Below are 17,927 nucleotides of genomic sequence, written 5' to 3' on the forward strand. Positions count from 1 at the left end.
TTACTACAACCGAATATCAGCTGCGTTATTGTCAACGATGTATTTAAGGTCGTAAATTATATGATTAGGCTTACACATTTCTTTTATTCCTTTGATACCAAGTAGCTTAAACTGTTTATGTGCCACGGCAACAATTACTCCATCATAAGTTTGTGAAGCAGGCTTAGTAGTCAATGATAAGGCATATTCAGAGAACGCCTCTTCCGCATTTACCCAAGGGTCATATACATCGACTAGAATACCGTACTGGTTCAGCTCGGAGACAATATCTATAACTTTAGTATTTCGAATGTCCGGGCAGTCTTCCTTGAACGAAAGCCCCATGATTAGTACTCTTGCACCTCTTACAATTATACCCCTCTGTAAGAGAGCTTTAACAAACTCGGATACAACGTAACGGCTCATATTGTCATTTATTCGCCGCCCAGCAAGAATCATTTCGGGGTGATATCCGATTGATTCTGCTTTATGTGTTAGATAATAAGGGTCAACACCAATACAGTGGCCGCCGACCAAACCTGGCCGAAAAGGTAAAAAATTCCACTTAGTTCCCGCCGCTTTTAAAACAGCTTCGGTATCGATTCCCAACCGATTGAAAATCATCGCCAATTCATTGATCAATGCTATGTTCACATCACGTTGAGTATTCTCAATAACTTTAGCAGCCTCTGCCACTTTAATGCTCTCAGCTTTATGCGTTCCAGCCGTAATAACCGATGCGTACAAATCATCAACAAACTGCGCCACTTCTGAAGTAGAACCTGAGGTGACTTTTAAAATAGTAGTCACTCGATGTTCTTTATCACCTGGATTTATACGTTCAGGGCTATAACCTGCATAGAAATCTTTATTAAAAATCAACCCTGATACTTTTTCTAATACTGGTACACAGTCTTCTTCGGTTGCTCCCGGATAAACAGTCGACTCATAAATAACAATGTCACCAGGTTTGAGAATGCTACCAATGGTTTCGGAAGCTTTAATCAGCGGAGTTAAATCGGGTTGCTTAAATTTGTTGATTGGTGTTGGAACTGTAACAATATATACGTTTGCTGCTTTTAAATCTTTGGGATTGCAACTGTATGATAATCTTAAAGCTTGTTGAAGCTCTTGCTTCTCGACTTCTAATGTGTGGTCAATTCCGTTTTTTAGTTCCGAAACACGTTTTTGGTTAATGTCGAATCCGATGGTTGGATATTTCTTTCCAAACTCGACAGCTAAGGGTAATCCCACATAGCCCAATCCTATTACGGCTATATTCACTTTATCTAAATTCATATTGTTTAAATATCCTTATTTCGAACTCTCATACCCGTAAGAATAATACCCATAACTCCCATACCCATAAGAGCTACGAGCTGTTCTCTCGATCCCATTAAGAATCACACCCTTAACCTCAATACCCGACTTCTCGAAGCGCTCAATAGTGTATTCAATTTCCTTCACAGGGTTTTTCATAAAGCGCGCAACCACTAGATTGGTTCCGCATAAACGGCCTACAATTGCCGGGTCGGTTACCGCAAGAATCGGGGGGGTATCTACGAGCACTATGTCGTAGGTGTCATCTGCCCAGCTAAGTAACTCGGTAAAGTTCTTATGCATCAGTAATTCAGAAGGGTTCGGTGGCACCACGCCCCGTGGAATAAATTCTAAATTCTCTACCGAGGTTTTTACGATAGCTTTTTGTCGCTCTACGCGATTCGCCAGTAAATCGGATAAGCCATTTTCATTGGGTAAATCAAAGGTTGTGTGCATATAACCGCGGCGCATATCCGCATCTATCAGAAGTACGCGCATACCTGCTTGGGCGAGCACTACCGCAAGGTTGGAGGTAATAAAGGTTTTGCCTACTTCTGGGCTTGGGCCTGAAATCATCACCACCTTGTTCTTCGCTTCTAACATGGCAAAGTGCAAGCTAGTGCGAAGTGAGCGCAATGCTTCTACCGCGGTATCTTCTGGGTTATCCCGTGCTAATAGCAATGTATTGAATTTCTGCTTCTGTGCGTGGTTTCTTGTGCGCCGCACTGCTTGGCGAATTCGCTCTTCAATTTTCTGCTGTTGGTTTGAAAGCGGTACAGAGGCGTACACAGAAATACCTACATCTTCAAGCTCTTTCGGCGTTTCAATACCACGGTGCATATAGGCTCGAAGCAAGGCAATGCCAGTGCCTATCATGCCACCTAACATAAGTGACAATAAAAGAATCAACGCTTTGCGAGGGGCAATAGGCTCTATACCAACCGCGGCTTCATCAATAATCCTTACATTCCCTACGGTGCCGGCACGTAAAATGTTTAATTCCTGTGTTTGGTTAAGTAGCTGCACATAAATCTCTTGGTTTACCTGCACATCGCGGGTTAAGCGCAACACTTCTTGCTGGGTCTCCGGCAAGCTCTGAATTTGTCGGCGCAGCTCATCTCTGTCGGCTCTTAGTTTCTCTTGCTGCTCAATTAGTGCTTTGTAAGTAGGGTGGTTGCGCGTATATAAGCGGCTTAGTTCAGCTTCTCTAAATGCCAGCTCGTTTATTTGTTTTTCGAGCTCTACTATTTGCTGTAGTAAACCCTGAGTTTCTAGCTGAATATCGACCGATTCACTTTGCAAGCGATACGCATTAAGTCTGTCTTCGGCCCGTTGTAGCTCGGCTTGTACTTCAGGCAGTTGCTCTTGCAAAAACTCTAGGCTCTTCTCGGCTTCTGCTGCATTGCGGCGAATGTTCTGCAGCAAATATTCTTGGGTAATGGCATGAAGAATATCCTGAACATCACGAGGATTCTCGCCTGCGAGTGTTGCACTTAAAATTCCGCTTTGGCGGCCACGTTCGCTCACCCGAACTTGCCCCTGAAGCGCATTAATAACCCGCAAACGGTTGCGTTGCTGTACGTAAAACTTCGTTCCTTCGCGCGCGTCTAATTCTGCTACGCGAATGAGAACCTGGCCAAATTGAGTATTGGTATCAATGGTTTCACCGCTACGTCCGGTGAGAATCTCACGGCCATCGAGGCTTAACGTGAATTCACCATGGTGACTATCTAACCCTCGGCCTGCCGTAAGCGTAAGCTCGGCGCCAATTAAGTTCCGTGGTAAACGTAACTCCACAATTTCGAGCGTTTCTCCGCCCCAAGCATAACTGGTAAATACACGAGCATGTTTAGGTTCATTATCGCCGTGGCGGCGCGCTATCCAGTTACCAACCAAGGGAAAACGCTTTGGCTCTACGCTGATGTCTAAGCGAAGTTGGTCAACGACGGTGCCAATCACCATACGCGAGCGAATAATTTCAATTTCGGTAACGGCGGAGCTTTCCTGCGCGAACATGTCACCTAAATCACCTAACCCTGGAATTCCTGATGATTTTTCTTCTACTTGTAACAGTGCGTCAGCTTGATAGGTGGGATTCACCAATATGGCGTAACTGGCTCCTATAACGCCGGCGGCGAAGGTGCAGCCTATGATCCACCATTTAAAATCGAATAAGGTGGCTACTAAGCGGCCTAGGTCGATCTCGTCGGATGTTTGCCTTTCGCGGGTTACGGGTGTTGGTTTTGTAGAATCTGTCATTCGGGTTCGCTTCGGTTAAATTTATGAATATGGGTGTTATGGCCAACGCGGTGCGTTGGTTACTCTATTGGTTCCTGACCAACGCAGTGCGTTGGCTACGTGGGCTTTGGCCCCCAACGCAGTGCGTTGGTTACGACAATTTTTTTACCCAGCTGCTAGAGGCGGCATGGATTAACTTATAAATCTGTTGAAACACTTCATCGCTTTTTTTGTATGGGTCGGGAATATCTCTTCCACCTTCCCATTGCCCGAGTAGCATGGTTTTGGCCAACACTTCGGGGAAGCGTTTGGCAATATCATCGCGATGGCGTTTTTCCATCACTAATACTAAATCGAATTCACGGGCTAGCTCTGCGCTGAATTGGCGAGCTTTGTGCGGCGGGCATATCAGTCCGTGCTGCTCAGCTATTTTGCGCGCTTGTGCGTCCATGTCGTGCTCAACCATGGCATATAGGCCGGCTGAGGCTACGTGTTTGTTGGGTAGCTCTCGTTGTAATAAAAACTCTGCCGTGGGGGAACGGCAGATGTTTCCGATGCATACTACGAGGATCTTTTCGAACATGGTTTTCTTGTTGTCCTTTGTACCCAACGCATTGCGTTGGTCCGTTATTGATTGCGTGTTGCCGGGTTTTATCGGCACCTGACCAACGCGGTGCGTTGGCTACTAGTTACTACGTGTAATGCGATCTTCGGTTAGAGTCATGAAGTAAAGCGTTTGCGCTGTAGGCAATAACTGGCTGATCAAGCGGTTCCAACGGCTCATTGGCGCTGTGGTTACATACACAATATCGCGCTCTTGCAAGCGGAACTGATCAGCCATAACTAGGGCCGATGCTTGCCGTGCATCGAGCTGGAATACATCAATGAGGTTTTCAGAGCCTTCAGGCGCTAAGCGCATCACGAAAACGCCCGATGCATTGGCGTGCATATTATTAATGCCACCCACATCAGAAATGGCCTCGGCGAGTGTCATACCCGCGCGGCCCATCATCACGCTTTGCGGTTCATTTACTTCGCCCATCACGAAAATTTTATTCGCGTCGTTGCGCTCAACATGCAGCACATCGCCCGATTTCAGTAATACGTTTTGACGCGTATCACCGCGCTGGTATAAATCACGCAGTGAAAAACGATATTCACGACCTTCACGAGTCAGCACAACATTTTGCCAGTCGGCCATTTCGGTAATGCCACCAGAGCTATTAATCGCATCGAGCAGAGTAAGCGGTACGTTAGTGATAGGTAGCGTGCCCGGCTGCATGACTTCGCCGGTTATATACACGCGCTTGCTGCGAAACGCGGCAACCGTAACGTCTACTTGAGGGTCTTCGATATAATTTTTTAAGCGATTAAGCAATTCATCACGAATCTCGGTTACGCGTTTGCCTGCTACAGGGAGCTTGCCCACGTAAGGATAGAAAATGGTGCCATCGTTGTGCACCCAGTTACCGGCCTCTTGTGCGCTACGCATTGAACCTGCCGGAATAGTGAGTTCAGGGTGGTTCCAAACTGTGATATTCAAAATATCCCCTGGACCGACCTCATAATCGTAATCGGCCCGCATGCGCTCAAGCTCAGGGTTTGGCGCAGGCGTTGACGCTGGAGCACGCAGTTGATGCACTAAACTAGGGGTAATGGCATATACCCGAACTTGCTCACTCAAATCTTCTTTTGCGTTCACTGTTTCTTGATTGGCCGACATCTGACTGCCCGGCATAATCACACAACCGGAAAGGGCAAATGCCGCGGCAGCTGCTACTACGAGCTGTTTTAAAGGAGCATTTAGGTTTAATGAATCCATTATAATCTGCCTTTTATTATTTTCTTATGCGTCTACTAGTAGAAAGCGCAAATTCATCTAAGTTTAAAAAATTGAGCGGCCGAATGAAAGCACAAATAAGCGTGTTTTCAAGGCGTTATTAGCGCATTTTCAATGCAGTAATTTGCGTTGATAGCCAGCTGTCGCCTTGATATACCTCAACCTCATGCCCAGTTAGGCTACGCACACGCGCATGGGTTGCGGTTGGCACCCGCGCAACTTCTTTGCGGGCTATTTCCATTGTATGAAACCGCGTTCGCGATTTTGGCACCGCAAGCTTGGTGATAAGCTCGTCACCTTTATAAATCTCTATGCGATAGCGATCGTGCTGTTGTGTTGCCATTTCTTTCAATTCCCTATGGTACTTTATTTTTCTTACGTTGGCGTTTTATCAGCAACAGTAGCTCGTATCCATTGAGTTCTAATGCGTTACTGTAGGATGTTTAACCCCTTTTTTCACTGCGATAGACACGCTACCGCCCGTGGGTTACGGGCCCCAATATCCCTTCGTTATGTTGTAGCCAACGCATTGCGTTGGATTGGTGTCGCTGTACCCAACGCATTGCGTTGGTCAGGTGTTGATACAATTCTTGCGCTTTAATCGATAACGGACCAACGCGGTGCGTTGGCTACCTGATGCCCGGGCCAACGCAATGCGTTGGGTACGAATCAGGCGCTAATCTCTACTTCTTCTATATTAATCCGCTGTTGTTTGCCGAGCATATCGAGCAACACAAAACAGCGTTCTTCGCCGTCGGGCATTTCATACACAGCTTTTAAGCCCGCAAACGGCCCCTGCACAATTTCAACGACGGTTCCGGCTTTATATAAACTAGGTGACTCCCCTACCGCGCCATCGCTGGTTTCGGTAACACTGCGCTCGCGCAAGGATTCCACCACGTTATCGGGCACCACACTCGGGTAGCCGCCAAAGCGCACAAAACCATTCACACCACGGGTACTGCGCAGTGCTGTGTAATTCTCTTGGCCGATATCGAGCTGAATAAATAAATAATTTGGAAACAAGGGTTCAATCACGGTTTTACGTTTACCACGTAACCGTTTGGTGATTTTCGTGCGGGGGCAAAAAGTGGAAAAGCCTTGGTTCGCCAAGTGCCATTCTGCTCGCTCTGTTTCGCGAGCCTTACAGTGCAATAGGTACCAAGATTCCATACAGCTAGCAAATCCCTATTAATAAGATTGACCTCGGTGGTGGCGGACTCTTTTCTGAGAGTAAGCTCATCGTGAACTTAACGGCCCACTTTCATCCGAAACTTCTTGAATCCCTTCGTATTATGAGCCCTATTGTACTCAACAGGGGGTAGGCTTCCAACCGTTTCTATGCTTAATTTCGCATATTTTGTAACAAAATGGCGCATTTCATTGTAAGCGTTGAGTAAATTGCTGAGTTCTGTGGTTTTTTTGCCCGCTGTGTTGGTAATCCGATGCTTTGTACCCAACGCATTGCTTTGGTCAGGTATCGATAGAAGCCTCGCCGCTAGATTTTATTCTTAGGAATATATCCATAACGGACCAACGCGGTGCGTTGGTTACGGGGTATTGGCTATGATTTTGAATTCACAGCGCAAAATCTGAGAGATGTGGTAAAGTTTTAAGAATTACTGTGTAAAAACAACGGAATGAGAAAGGTGATTTTGTGAAAGTACATGCCATCCACGAAGGTACAATGCAGCAAGTCGAGTTTGATGACCCCCTTTGTAGCCAAACTACACTCAATGGCCTCGTTTATGATTGGTCGTATCAATTTCTCACTCCCGATGAGATCAAATCGTTCGCAAAGAAACGGTTACCTGTGCATTTTAAACAAGCGCGCGACGCTTTGTTAACGGGAACCTATTCCAACCCATCCGAAAACCGCGAAGTCACCCACGTACTCTCCCGCTCCCGTCATTCGGTATTGCGCGAGGGGGATAAATCCAAGTTTGCCAAAATTGTACGCAAACTGCGCTCTGGTAAGTGGCTGGGCGCCACCGGCAAGCCTATTACCGATATTGTGAATATTGGTGTCGGCGGTTCCGATTTAGGCCCTTTAATGGCGTCGTTTGCCTTGCGTGAGTTCGCCACCGATATTCATGAGCACCATGTGTATACGCATTTTGTGTCGTCGATGGACGGCGGCCAACTGTATGCGGTGTTACCTATTTGCGACCCAGAAACCACCCTGTTTATTGTGGCGTCGAAGAGTTTTGGCACCATTGATACGTTTGCCAACGTAGATACCGCCCGGGAGTGGATGCTCGAGGCCTTTGAGCCTCTTGGCTTAGATGCGAGCGATTGGTTTGAGCATCATATTATTGGGGTTTCGGCGAACGCCAAGAAAATGGACGCCTATGGTATTCCCGCACCCAATCAGCTGGTGTTTCCGGAATCCATTGGTGGGCGCTTTTCACTATGGTCGGCGATTGGTTTATCCATAGCCACCACCTGCGGTGTGCAGGTATTTCAGCAAATGCTGGAGGGCGCGCGCCTCATGGACGAGCATTTTGCGTCTGCGCCGGTGGATGAAAACATTCCCATGCTCATGGCGCTGATTGGCGTGTATAACCGAGAAGAACGCGAGATTAATAATCTGGCGATCTTGCCTTACGACGGGCGTTTTCGGATGTTGCCGTCGTATTTGCAGCAGTTGGATATGGAATCGAACGGCAAGCAGTTCAGCTATACGAACCAAACGATTGACCGCCCTACTGGGCCGATTGTGTGGGGTGGTTTTGGACCGAACGGGCAGCATGCGTTTTTCCAGCATTTACATCAGGGCTACGACCAATTTACCGCCGATTTTGTGTTGGTACTGCACCGTACCGATAAGCGTTTTTCCAAGCGGGTACAAACCGCGCTAGCCGAGCAACAGCGCTTGGCGGTGGCCAATTGTTTGGCCCATCGCCGCTTGATGGCGTTTGGTTCGCAATCCGACACCCCTTCTGAGCATTATCCTGGCGGGCACCCTACATCTTTGTTGGCGTTGCGCGAGCTGACTCCAGAGAGTTTTGGCGCCATTGTGGCCGCCTACGAGCATAAAATCTTCGTGCAGGGGCTGATTTGGGGGCTGAATTCGTTTGACCAGCCCGGCGTGGAGCAAGGCAAGAAAGTGGCTCTCGACACCTTCCGCGCATTGCACGGCGAATCGCTTTCCTTCGATCCCTCCACCGACGCCATTATTAAGATGGTTTGATGCTGGGGGCCTCGACGTACCCAACGCGGTGCGTTGGGTACGGTCAAATCGCGGGCAGAAAAAAGGGCCGAACATTCCTATTCGACCCCTGGGTCCCCCGATGACCCCAAGCATAGAAAAAGGCAGGCTCTGATAAAGGAGCCTGCCTTTTTTAATCTTTACTTCAGTTTCATTGCTTTGACTTTCGACTTCACCCAACCGTCATCGGCATACAGGGTTATTTCGTTACCGTCGAGGCCGCGAATCATGGCGTGGGTAGCGGTAGTTACACGCGAGAGCTCATAATGAGCCACCTCGACCACGCGGAACACTGAACGTTTAGACGGCACGCCAAGTTTCTGCACCACTTCATCACCTTTCATGATGCAAACTCGGTATTTGTCGTAAGCTACTATGTCGGTCATTGGCAAATCCATAATTTCTCTTCTTATTCGACCATGACACCCGTCTCTGGGGTTGAATACGTCCTTGTTAATTATGCTGTTTCAGCAACAACTTATATTTTGACGCCTAGGCTTTAAGAATTCCACCCAATGTAAACGGATTGTAAAGATTCTATAGGGGGAAACCCCTATACTCCTGATTATATTCACTATTTTTAGCATATGACGATCGTCATATACGCATAATTTCCCTCACTTTTCGCCTCTTTAAAACAGAGTTCCGCCCCAGGGGTGCAACTCTTATTTCATCAGTTGCTAATTTTTCTACACCCCGCGCCACCCGCAGCTTCAACAGTTACGCCCCTGGGGTGGAACTCTGTTTTCGTGGTGAGTTGGGCGGGGAGGATGGTGACAAAAGGTTTCCATTGCGTGGCAACTTAGGTTAAGTTTTTGTATGAAAATCATACAGAAGGAAGCAACATGGACGTCACTATCACCCATCACGGGGCCCGCACCGGGGTTACCGGCTCGTGTCATGAGTTATGGATTAACGAAAAGCAATCGGTATTGGTGGACATTGGCCTGTTTCAAGGAGCAGAAACCTCTCCGGGCGCAGCCACGCAAGACAACCAAGCCATTGATTTCCCGATTGAACATATCGAAGCGCTGATTGTTACCCACTGTCATATCGATCACGTCGGCCGCCTGCCCTGGTTGCTTATCGCTGGTTTTCGCAAACCGATTTACTGCACCCGCGCCACCGCACACTTGTTGCCCTTGGTTATCGCCGATGCCTTGCGAGTGGGCATGACCCGCAATGGCGCGCTGATAGAGCGCATCACGTCAGTGGTATCTGAGTTATTGGTGCCGGTGGACTATCAGGATTGGGTATCCGTGCATGACGATTTGCGAATTCGTTTTCATCAGGCTGGGCATATTTTGGGTTCAGCTTTTGTGGAGTGCGAGGTGGGTTTACCTGCGAAACGGGTGGTTTTCTCGGGCGATTTGGGCTGTAAGAACTCGCCTCTATTGCCGGATCCCTGCCCTGTGCCCGCGGATACGGATTATTTGGTGCTTGAAAGTACTTATGGCGACCGCAACCATGAGAATCGCGCGGAGCGGGCTGATCGCTTGAAGTCCATTGTTGAGCATTGCGTGCGTGATCGCGGTGCAATTTTAATTCCGGCCTTCAGTATTGGGCGCACCCAAGAACTGTTGTATGAGCTCGAAGACATTATTTATCGCGAACAGCAGGATCCGGAGTCGCCCCACCGCGGGGTGTGGGAGAAAATGGTGGTGATTGTGGATTCGCCGATGGCCGCGGAGTTTACCAAGCAGTATCGACAGATGAAGGCGCTTTGGGATGATGAGGCGACTCAGCGCATAGAGGAAAATCGGCATCCGTTGAATTTTGCTCGATTGCATACGGTGAATAGCCACGACGAGCATGTACGTATTGTGAATTACCTACGCAGCACGGGTGATCCGTGCATTGTAATTGCCGCCAGTGGCATGTGTACCGGCGGGCGCATGGTGAATTACCTGCGGGCACTTCTGCCTGATCCGCGTACGGATGTGCTCTTTGTCGGCTTTCAAGCAGAGGGCACACCAGGGCGCGATATTCAGCGCTACGGCCCGCGCGGTGGCTGGGTTGAGCTTGATGGCGAACGCATCGATATCCGAGCGCAAGTGCATACTCTTGGGGGATATTCCGCCCATGCGGGTCAGCGTGAGCTGATGGAGTTTGTTGGGGATTTGGCTACCGGCGAGGCGTATGTACGGGAAGTTCGGCTAGTGCATGGCGATGCGGCTGTGCAGCGTAAGTTTCGGGAGGTCTTGCTCGAGCGCTTTCCTGATTTGCAGGTTTCTTGTGCGACGGATGTTTAGAGTGCGGTAGAAGCCGCCGTATATTTGATGATTTGGGTTCGAGGAATGTTTAGCGACTGGCGGGTGTGCGCGGCATGGATGCCGCGCCCAAGCCTACATGGATGTACTTGTAGCGCCCCGCAAGTCGCTAAATATCCCTCGGGCCCTCGCGGTACGTTGGTTACCTCACCAACGCTTGACGTACGAATAACTGATTACGCAGGGTAACGACGTAATAGACGTTCTCAGGCACATCGGTGTCGGCGGTGCAGGCTTGGCTGTCGGCGGCATCGGCGTACATGAGGTGGCGATGTTGATTATCATCACGCCAAGCTAGACCTGCTTGTGGAAACACATCGGCGGGCCACTTAAAGCAAATCTGACCATTGCTGCGGGATACGTTGATGGCGTCGAGCACCTCTTGGTCCATTTCCGGCGTTTGATGTTGAGTAATCGCGAGCAACTCATCCGGGCCAAGGAAAATTCGCAGGGTGTAGATATCTTTTACCGGCATGGTGACGCTGAAGCTTTCGCGGCCATTTTTCGAACTTTGTTCTACGCCAAAGCTGTATTGATTGCGCACGCCCTCGGAAGTTTCTGTTACGAGCACGTACATACCTTCCGACGCTCTTGCGGGTGACCTTTGCAACACGACGTTATTTAGCCGAGCGCTGCGGTTGTCTTCGCTGATGGTGCCGGTAATGGTTAAGCTTTGCGCATCTTCAAGCCATTCAGCACCTGATTTCGACGGCTTGTCTGCGTCGTAGCTGCCGACTTGGTCGCTTGGGTCTTCACAGGCGGCGAGCAATGTCGCTGCTGTGACAATCCCTAAAATCCTTAATCCGTGGGTTAATTTCATTCGACTTCCCTCATACTTTATTGATTCGGGCCTCGCGCCTTCTTCCGCCCCTGACCAACGCAGTGCGTTGACTACCAGTGTAGAAAAAAGGGGCGCGAATGCACCCCTTTTGGTCGATCTTTACGTTTTACTGATTCCAATACAGCGCTTCGGTTTCTTCGAGGCGGGTATCGAGCAGTACTGCGTCGCCGCGGAAAATCTGCAAGTACTCGACAGACTCAAGCGGCATATCGATGTAGGCTTCAAAGTAGCCAGCATTGGTGCCTTGCGTGATGCTGTCTTCAAACACGCTGATGGGCACGCTGAACTGTTGTCCACGGGCATCGGTGGCAAGCATGGTATATGGGCTGTTGCCGTCGAGTACTGCCGGGCGGGCCACTTCCATCACGCTGCGCACTTCAGTGCCATTGAACGGATGCACTACACCACTAATGCGTGTAACGGTTTCCGTAACTTCCGACAATGCTGCGTCACCACCTGTCGCAAACGGACGTGATGGCGTGAGGATTTGATAGTCTTGCGCTTTCTCGTACACCCAATCCGAGATGTGACGTGGGCTACAGTAGCTCATTACATCTGAGAAGTCTGTGTGCGAAATAACTTCATCGTTCGCAAGATTTACACCCACACTACCAATGGTGCGCGGATCGTACGGGTAATCTGCTTCTGCACCGGATGGGTTACCACAATCGATATGACGCACTGAGAAGTTGTGGCCCATTTCGTGACTGAACGTATCGAGGCGGTTCGCCCGATCCCAAGTTACACCAGAGGTACCGCCAACAAAGGCTACACCAGCAGCACCACCGCCCACTTCTTCAAAGTTGAAGAAACCGTGGTAGTGACTACCGTTGCTTTCGCCATCTGCACTGCGCAGATCGCGCAGTTGATAAAGCAGATCAGTTGCACCGTCGATGCTACTTTGATTTGCAACCGTGTATGCAGAACGGTGACGAATCTGAATATTGCTGAGTGGCCAATGCACTTGTAATTGCTCAATCAAGGTTTGGTCGTCCGGAATTACCGGCGCCACGCCGTTCATGATCATAGGTACAATAGTGATGTACAGCGGAATCTCAGGTGAGAAGGTTGGCGTTTGCTCGTGCACAACGTCACCGTCCATGCGAACGCGCACCGTAAGACCTTCTTGCATCCACTGGGCTGGCACTTCGGTATGGAACGAGTTGTTCAGGCTGCGATGCACCTTGTTGCTCACCAAGCCAGACGGGGCGGTAAGGTTTAACGTGGTGCTATTGCCGTTCAAGCTCAGCTCTAAGGTTCCATTTGGCACTGTCGCTGCAGCAGGACCGGCCACGTGGGCGCGGAACATAGCGGCACGATTTGGCACTAAGTACGGCGAGGTTTTCAACATCACCTGACCCCAATCCGCGGTTTCAAAACGTACGTCGTGAGCGACGCCATCTTTTTGAACCCGTGGTGCATCGGCGCGATGCTGGGCGTCAATACCATCGTCGAACAACACGGTAACGCGATACGCCGACTGCGTGGCTTCTACCGTTAAGTTACCAGTGGTTGGGCACGACTCGATGAGTTGGTGCGGAACCCGTGGCGTTTGGTCATATAAATCGAAGTGAATTTCACAGCCTAAATCGCTTAAATCCGCGTTCGATGTCATGGTCCAGTCGATTTGTAGCTCGTTGTCTACAAAAGCTACTTCGATGTCACCATCAATGTCTGGACGGTAGTTATGACAATCTTGACGCGTTTGGCGGTTCACTGTGGACACCGAGTTGCCGCGTGCTTGAAGCGCTTCAATGGCATTTGCGGTGGCGCGATGGGCGCTGCTCAAACAACCGAAGCCTTGCACGTTACCGCTCGTCATGCCCGACGCAACCAATGGACGGATGTCGCGAATTGGCGTGTCGTAGAAGAACACTGTGCGTAGGTTGTCGTTCGCTTCTAGCGCACGGAGCGAGCTCACTCCGGTGTACGACACGTAGAGATCGCGCAGCGTTGCTTTGGTCCGTAGCGGTTCGAGATCGGTTACCTGAGTATCTTGAACACGCAGGTTAACGATCGGCATCTCTGCCACCGTGGTTAAGGTATTTACAGCGGTATCGTTAAGATTCAGGTTCGTAATTGGTAAATCGCGCAGAGGCTGCAAATTACTGAGCTGACGGTTGCGAAACAAACTTAAAGTATGCAGATTCACCGCCGTTTCCATGCCTGTGAGCATCACGATGCTCTTGTCGTCGAGGTTCAGCGACGTTAGCGTTTCCATGTCTTCGGTGGTAATGCTCGACCCTTCTGGATAACCGAAGTGATCAAGTAGCGCCGCCTCTAGGTTGCTGTCTGCGAAAAATACAGCTTCTTCATCGACGAAACGTACGCTCACGGTACAATCTGCGACCAAGGCGCCTGTGGTAAATACGTTGTTGTTCAGCGTACCTTCACATCCCATTGCGCCGCCAAGCTCAAAGCCTTCGGCTGGGGTTAATTCAAATTCGAACGTATCGCCAAAGTTGCCGCGCGCACTTTCTGGATCAACGGTGCCTTCGCCCAGGATCTCGACGGTGACATCATAGAATACGTCTGGTCCTGGAGTTTCTGCGGTAACTTCAAGTTCGCAGTTTGCTTCCATGGGGCCAGTTTCGATGGTGAAAGTTTGCTCGCCCGCTTCAATTGGCGTTTGTGCGTTACAGCCAGCGACGTTAGTGATGCTGTAGTGCTCATCAAGCTCGACGGTAAACGTGATGGTTTCACCGGAATTGACGGTATCGCTGCCTGGGGTAATGGTGCCGCCGCCTTGTAAGGTAGCAGTCGCGGTGAATTGGATGCGACGCGCGGTGGCGGTAACGGTACAGTTACTGCTGATGGCGCCCGTGGTGTAGGTGCCGCTATCGTACGAACCGCCGCAACCATGGGCGTTGTTGTACTCGTAGCCGTCATCGTAACTGATTGTGAATTCTGCGGTATTGCCGCTTTGGACGGTTGCTGATGTGGGAGAAATGGATGCGCCCGTGCCGACGTTCGTTGATACAGTGTAGTTGGTCGGAGTGGTTCCACCACCGCCGCCACCACCGCCGCCGCCGTCTCCGCCACCACCAGAGCCGCCACCGCCACACGCAGTGAGTACTAGTAGTGCCAGTGAACTGGCGATAAGAGGATACTGTTTTCTCATGCTTACTTCCTTTTGTTGTGTGCGCACGCGTCCCACAAAGGCAGAATCCGTGCCGTGTTCACAACATTCTTACAAATCTGGCTACGTATTGCACCCCTGTAAATGTAACATTCTGTAAACATAGTGATTACATTTAGCCCCCAGCTCGATTTCCGGGCTCTGGGGCGCGTCCCCCAGGGAAGTTCCGCCTCAGGGGTGGAACTCTGTTTTCGTCGGCGGGTTTGGGAGTTACGCCCCTGGGGTGGAACTCCTTTGGGGCGGAACTTTGCGGACCAACGCGGTGCGTTGGCTACGGCTTTTAGGTATCGCAGTAGCCGGCGGGGAAGAGGACGAGGTGATCCATGTTGAGGCGCAGGCCAACTTCTTGATTAACCTTGTATTCGTGGTGGGACGGGGCCATGCAGATAAGGTGGCTGCCGTCTTGTAATTCTGCGGTGTACAAAAAGTGAGCGCCACGGAAACCGCGGGCGACAATCTTGGCACGACGCTCGCTGCTCTCGTCGATCACGATATCGTCGGGCCGAATCAGTACATCAACTGCTTCGCCTTCGGTACCGCGTTGCACTTCGTCGCCATGGAGCAATCCAAGCACGGTATCCACTTTCAGATCTTCAGTGACTGAGCCATGTAAAAGCACCCCAATGCCAATAAAGTCAGCGACCAAATGGTGCGCCGGACGGTGGTACAAACCATAAGGCGTGTCCCACTGCAGCAAGCGACCGTGATACATCACGCCGGCTTTGTCAGCGAGGGCGAAGGCCTCTTGTTGGTCGTGGGTCACCAGTAACGCGGTGATTCCCTCTTCCTTTAGTAAGGCACGCACTTCCGTGGCAAGAGATTCACGCAATTCAGCGTCGAGCGACGAGAAAGGTTCATCGAGCAATAGCAGTTTTGGTTTCGGAGCTAATGCACGGGCCAACGCGATGCGCTGCTGCTGACCGCCGCTTAATTGGTGCGGGTAACGCGGTCCGTAGCCGGCCAAACCGACATGATCGAGCAGCTGATGGACCCGCCGTTTTTGCTCATCTTGCGACTGCTCGCGGATGCCAAAAGCGATGTTCTCGAACACGGTAAGGTGCGGAAATAACGCGAAATCTTGGAAAACCATGCCCACGCCGCGCTTTTCTGGCGGTACTAGTTGAGCGGGTGAACTAACCAATTGGCCATTGAGTTCGATGCGCCCGCCCTGCACTGGTTCGAAGCCTGCAATGGCCCGCAGTAAGGTGGTTTTTCCACAGCCACTTGGCCCCAGCAGACAGCCGATTTCGCCCTCATCCAACGAGAGGGTGACGTCATCGACGATTGTGGTTCGGCCGAAACCGACCTCAGTTCCACTGAGTTTTAACAGGCTCATAGATCTCTCCAGGTTTCGGTTCGCCCGCGCGAATCTCGTTCTGTAAATGCTGACGGCGGTTCATGGCTCGGCTCAATAATATCACCGGAATCAGGCCCGCGAGCACTATCATGAGGGCGGCTGGACCAGCGTCGGCAAGGCGCTCGTCGCCTGCCATTTCGTATGCTCTCACGGCTAAGGTATTGAAATTAAAAGGCCTTAATACCAAGGTTGCGGGTAACTCTTTGAGGACATCGACGAACACCAAGATGCCGGCGGTCAATAAACTTGTACGCAATAGCGGAAAATGAATGCGGGTGAGCATTTCTCGCGATTTTAGGCCTAAAATACGCCCTGATTCGTCCATTGCTTTGCTGATTTGGCTCAAACCAGAGTCGACCGTTTGAATGGAGATCGATAAAAATCGCACCGTATACGCGAATAATAGCGCCACGATCGTGCCAGATAATAGCAGGCCGGGGTTGAATCCGAACCATGCTTCGGCGACATCGATGATGCGGTTGTCGAGCCAGGCCAGCGGCACCATGACGCCGACGGCGATAACCACCCCGGGAATCGCGTAGCCGAGGGATGCGAAGGCGACACTGCCGCGAGTGAGTCGGTTATTTGCCGCTCGACGTCCATTGAGCGCCGCTTCGCGTTTGCCGTAGCACAGCCAGAGTGCCAGCATCACCGTGATAAAGGCGGCAAGACTTGCCAAAATTAAGCTATTTCGCACGAGAATCCAGAAATTAGGGTCGCTCCAAATTCCGAAGCGGTCCGCAGACCAGAAAACGAGCTGCAACGCCGGCAGGGCGAAGCCAAACAACACCGGTAGGAAACAGGCGATAAATGCGAGACCTGCTTTGAAGCCTTTGAGGCGCATCGGGCGCGTAGTTTGTGAGCTGCGTCCGGCGTGATGGTAGCGCGATTGTTTGCGGGAAATGCGCTCTACGAGCATTAATACCACAACCGCGCTCAGTAAAATGCTAGCCAATTGCAGCGCACCGACGGGGTCGGCCATGCCGTACCAAGTGCGAAAGATGCCCGTTGTGAATGTGGTCACGCCGTAAAAATGAACCGTGCCGTAATCGGCGAGGGTTTCCATAAGCGCGAGAGTGACGCCGGTGGCGATGGCCGGGCGTGCCATGGGCAACGCGACGCGGTAAAAACTTTGCCAGGGTCCGAGGCCGAGGGTTCGTCCAGCTTCGATGGCAGCGCGGGATTGCTCGATAAATGCAGCGCGGGTAATGAGGTAGACGTAAGGGAAAAGCACGAAGCCCATTACGAGTACCGCGCCGGTGAGAGAGCGGATTTCGGGGAAGGCGTAATCGCCGATTTGCCAACCGGTAATTGCCCGCAATGCGCCTTGCACCGGGCCTTCGAAGCTAAGCATGCCGCTGTAAGTGTACGCGGTGATGTAAGCGGGCATCGCCAGCGGCAGAAGTAGTGCCCAGCGTAGCCAGCGCACGCCGGGGAACTCGCACGCGGTGGTGAGCCAGGCCGCGGTGACACCGATGACGAGGGTGAGTAAGCCGACGCCAACGAGCAAAATGACCGAATGGCGCACGTATTCGCCAACCACTGTGCTAAATAAATGGCTCAGGGTTTCGCGCTGCTCAGCGCCAAAGAGCCCGAGAAAAAAGCTCGCCACGACCACCAACAACGGCAGGCAGATCAGCAACGCGACTAGCGGTAACGACCAGTCGCGTAACTGTTTCCACAAATTATTGCCTGCAGCCGCCAATCCGCTGCGAATCATTTCAACCATCTA

13 protein-coding genes are annotated in these 17,927 nt (G+C 50.9%); 2 read left to right on the forward strand and 11 right to left on the reverse strand.

Translation table 11 applies throughout. From position 1 onward, the window contains the following. Positions 1–3 precede the first annotated feature (3 nt). From tviB to rfaH, 6 genes are all read right to left on the reverse strand, one after another. Positions 4–1,278, reverse strand: a complete 1,275-nt coding sequence (gene tviB / locus HXZ99_RS08405) for a Vi polysaccharide biosynthesis UDP-N-acetylglucosamine C-6 dehydrogenase TviB (protein ID WP_194756851.1) — start codon at positions 1,276–1,278, stop codon at positions 4–6. 15 nt (positions 1,279–1,293) lie between these two features. Continuing rightward, positions 1,294–3,558 (reverse strand): polysaccharide biosynthesis tyrosine autokinase, encoded by a 2,265-nt coding sequence (locus HXZ99_RS08410; RefSeq protein WP_194756852.1) that lies wholly within the window; start codon positions 3,556–3,558, stop codon positions 1,294–1,296. 130 nt (positions 3,559–3,688) lie between these two features. Further along, a complete protein-coding gene (locus tag HXZ99_RS08415) occupies positions 3,689–4,120 on the reverse strand; it encodes a low molecular weight protein-tyrosine-phosphatase (RefSeq protein WP_194756853.1) in 432 nt (143 codons plus the stop codon). Between the two features lie 102 nt (positions 4,121–4,222). Continuing rightward, complete coding sequence (locus HXZ99_RS08420; RefSeq protein ID WP_194756854.1) at positions 4,223–5,359, reverse strand: polysaccharide export protein; 1,137 nt, start codon at positions 5,357–5,359, stop codon at positions 4,223–4,225. A 118-nt stretch (positions 5,360–5,477) separates the two neighbouring features. Next, the gene (locus HXZ99_RS08425; RefSeq protein WP_194756855.1) at positions 5,478–5,720 is read right to left on the reverse strand and encodes a hypothetical protein; all 243 of its coding nucleotides are present in this window, start codon (positions 5,718–5,720) and stop codon (positions 5,478–5,480) included. 326 nt (positions 5,721–6,046) lie between these two features. Further along, positions 6,047–6,550 carry a transcription/translation regulatory transformer protein RfaH gene (gene rfaH / locus HXZ99_RS08430; RefSeq protein WP_194756856.1) on the reverse strand — a complete coding sequence of 168 codons (504 nt, stop codon included), beginning with the start codon at positions 6,548–6,550 and terminating at the stop codon, positions 6,047–6,049. Between the two features lie 514 nt (positions 6,551–7,064). On the opposite strand from rfaH, the gene pgi reads away from it, so the two are divergent. Continuing rightward, positions 7,065–8,570 (forward strand): glucose-6-phosphate isomerase, encoded by a 1,506-nt coding sequence (gene pgi / locus HXZ99_RS08435; RefSeq protein ID WP_194757024.1) that lies wholly within the window; start codon positions 7,065–7,067, stop codon positions 8,568–8,570. A gap of 158 nt (positions 8,571–8,728) precedes the next feature. On the opposite strand, the gene HXZ99_RS08440 is transcribed toward pgi, so the two are convergent. Beyond that, the gene (locus tag HXZ99_RS08440; RefSeq protein WP_194756857.1) at positions 8,729–8,974 is read right to left on the reverse strand and encodes a hypothetical protein; all 246 of its coding nucleotides are present in this window, start codon (positions 8,972–8,974) and stop codon (positions 8,729–8,731) included. A 459-nt stretch (positions 8,975–9,433) separates the two neighbouring features. Here HXZ99_RS08440 and HXZ99_RS08445 point away from each other — a divergent pair, with 459 nt between their 5' ends. Then, positions 9,434–10,840 (forward strand): MBL fold metallo-hydrolase, encoded by a 1,407-nt coding sequence (locus HXZ99_RS08445; RefSeq protein WP_194756858.1) that lies wholly within the window; start codon positions 9,434–9,436, stop codon positions 10,838–10,840. Positions 10,841–11,000: 160 nt separating this feature from the next. Here the strand turns inward: HXZ99_RS08445 and HXZ99_RS08450 are convergent, their stop codons facing one another. From HXZ99_RS08450 to HXZ99_RS08465, 4 genes are all read right to left on the reverse strand, one after another. Continuing rightward, positions 11,001–11,678, reverse strand: coding sequence for a hypothetical protein (locus tag HXZ99_RS08450; protein WP_194756859.1), 678 nt, complete (start codon positions 11,676–11,678; stop codon positions 11,001–11,003). Positions 11,679–11,805: 127 nt separating this feature from the next. Next, the gene (locus HXZ99_RS08455) at positions 11,806–14,820 is read right to left on the reverse strand and encodes a hypothetical protein (RefSeq protein WP_194756860.1); all 3,015 of its coding nucleotides are present in this window, start codon (positions 14,818–14,820) and stop codon (positions 11,806–11,808) included. A 298-nt stretch (positions 14,821–15,118) separates the two neighbouring features. Further along, positions 15,119–16,168: an ABC transporter ATP-binding protein gene (locus tag HXZ99_RS08460; protein ID WP_407928513.1), complete on the reverse strand. Its 1,050-nt coding sequence runs from the start codon at positions 16,166–16,168 to the stop codon at positions 15,119–15,121. Next, positions 16,146–17,924: an ABC transporter permease gene (locus HXZ99_RS08465; RefSeq protein WP_331458484.1), complete on the reverse strand. Its 1,779-nt coding sequence runs from the start codon at positions 17,922–17,924 to the stop codon at positions 16,146–16,148. The genes HXZ99_RS08460 and HXZ99_RS08465 overlap by 23 nt, the downstream gene beginning before the upstream one ends. Positions 17,925–17,927 lie beyond the last annotated feature (3 nt).

The sequence above is a fragment of the Aliidiomarina indica genome, assembly GCF_015354615.1.
Classification (GTDB): domain Bacteria; phylum Pseudomonadota; class Gammaproteobacteria; order Enterobacterales; family Alteromonadaceae; genus Aliidiomarina; species Aliidiomarina indica.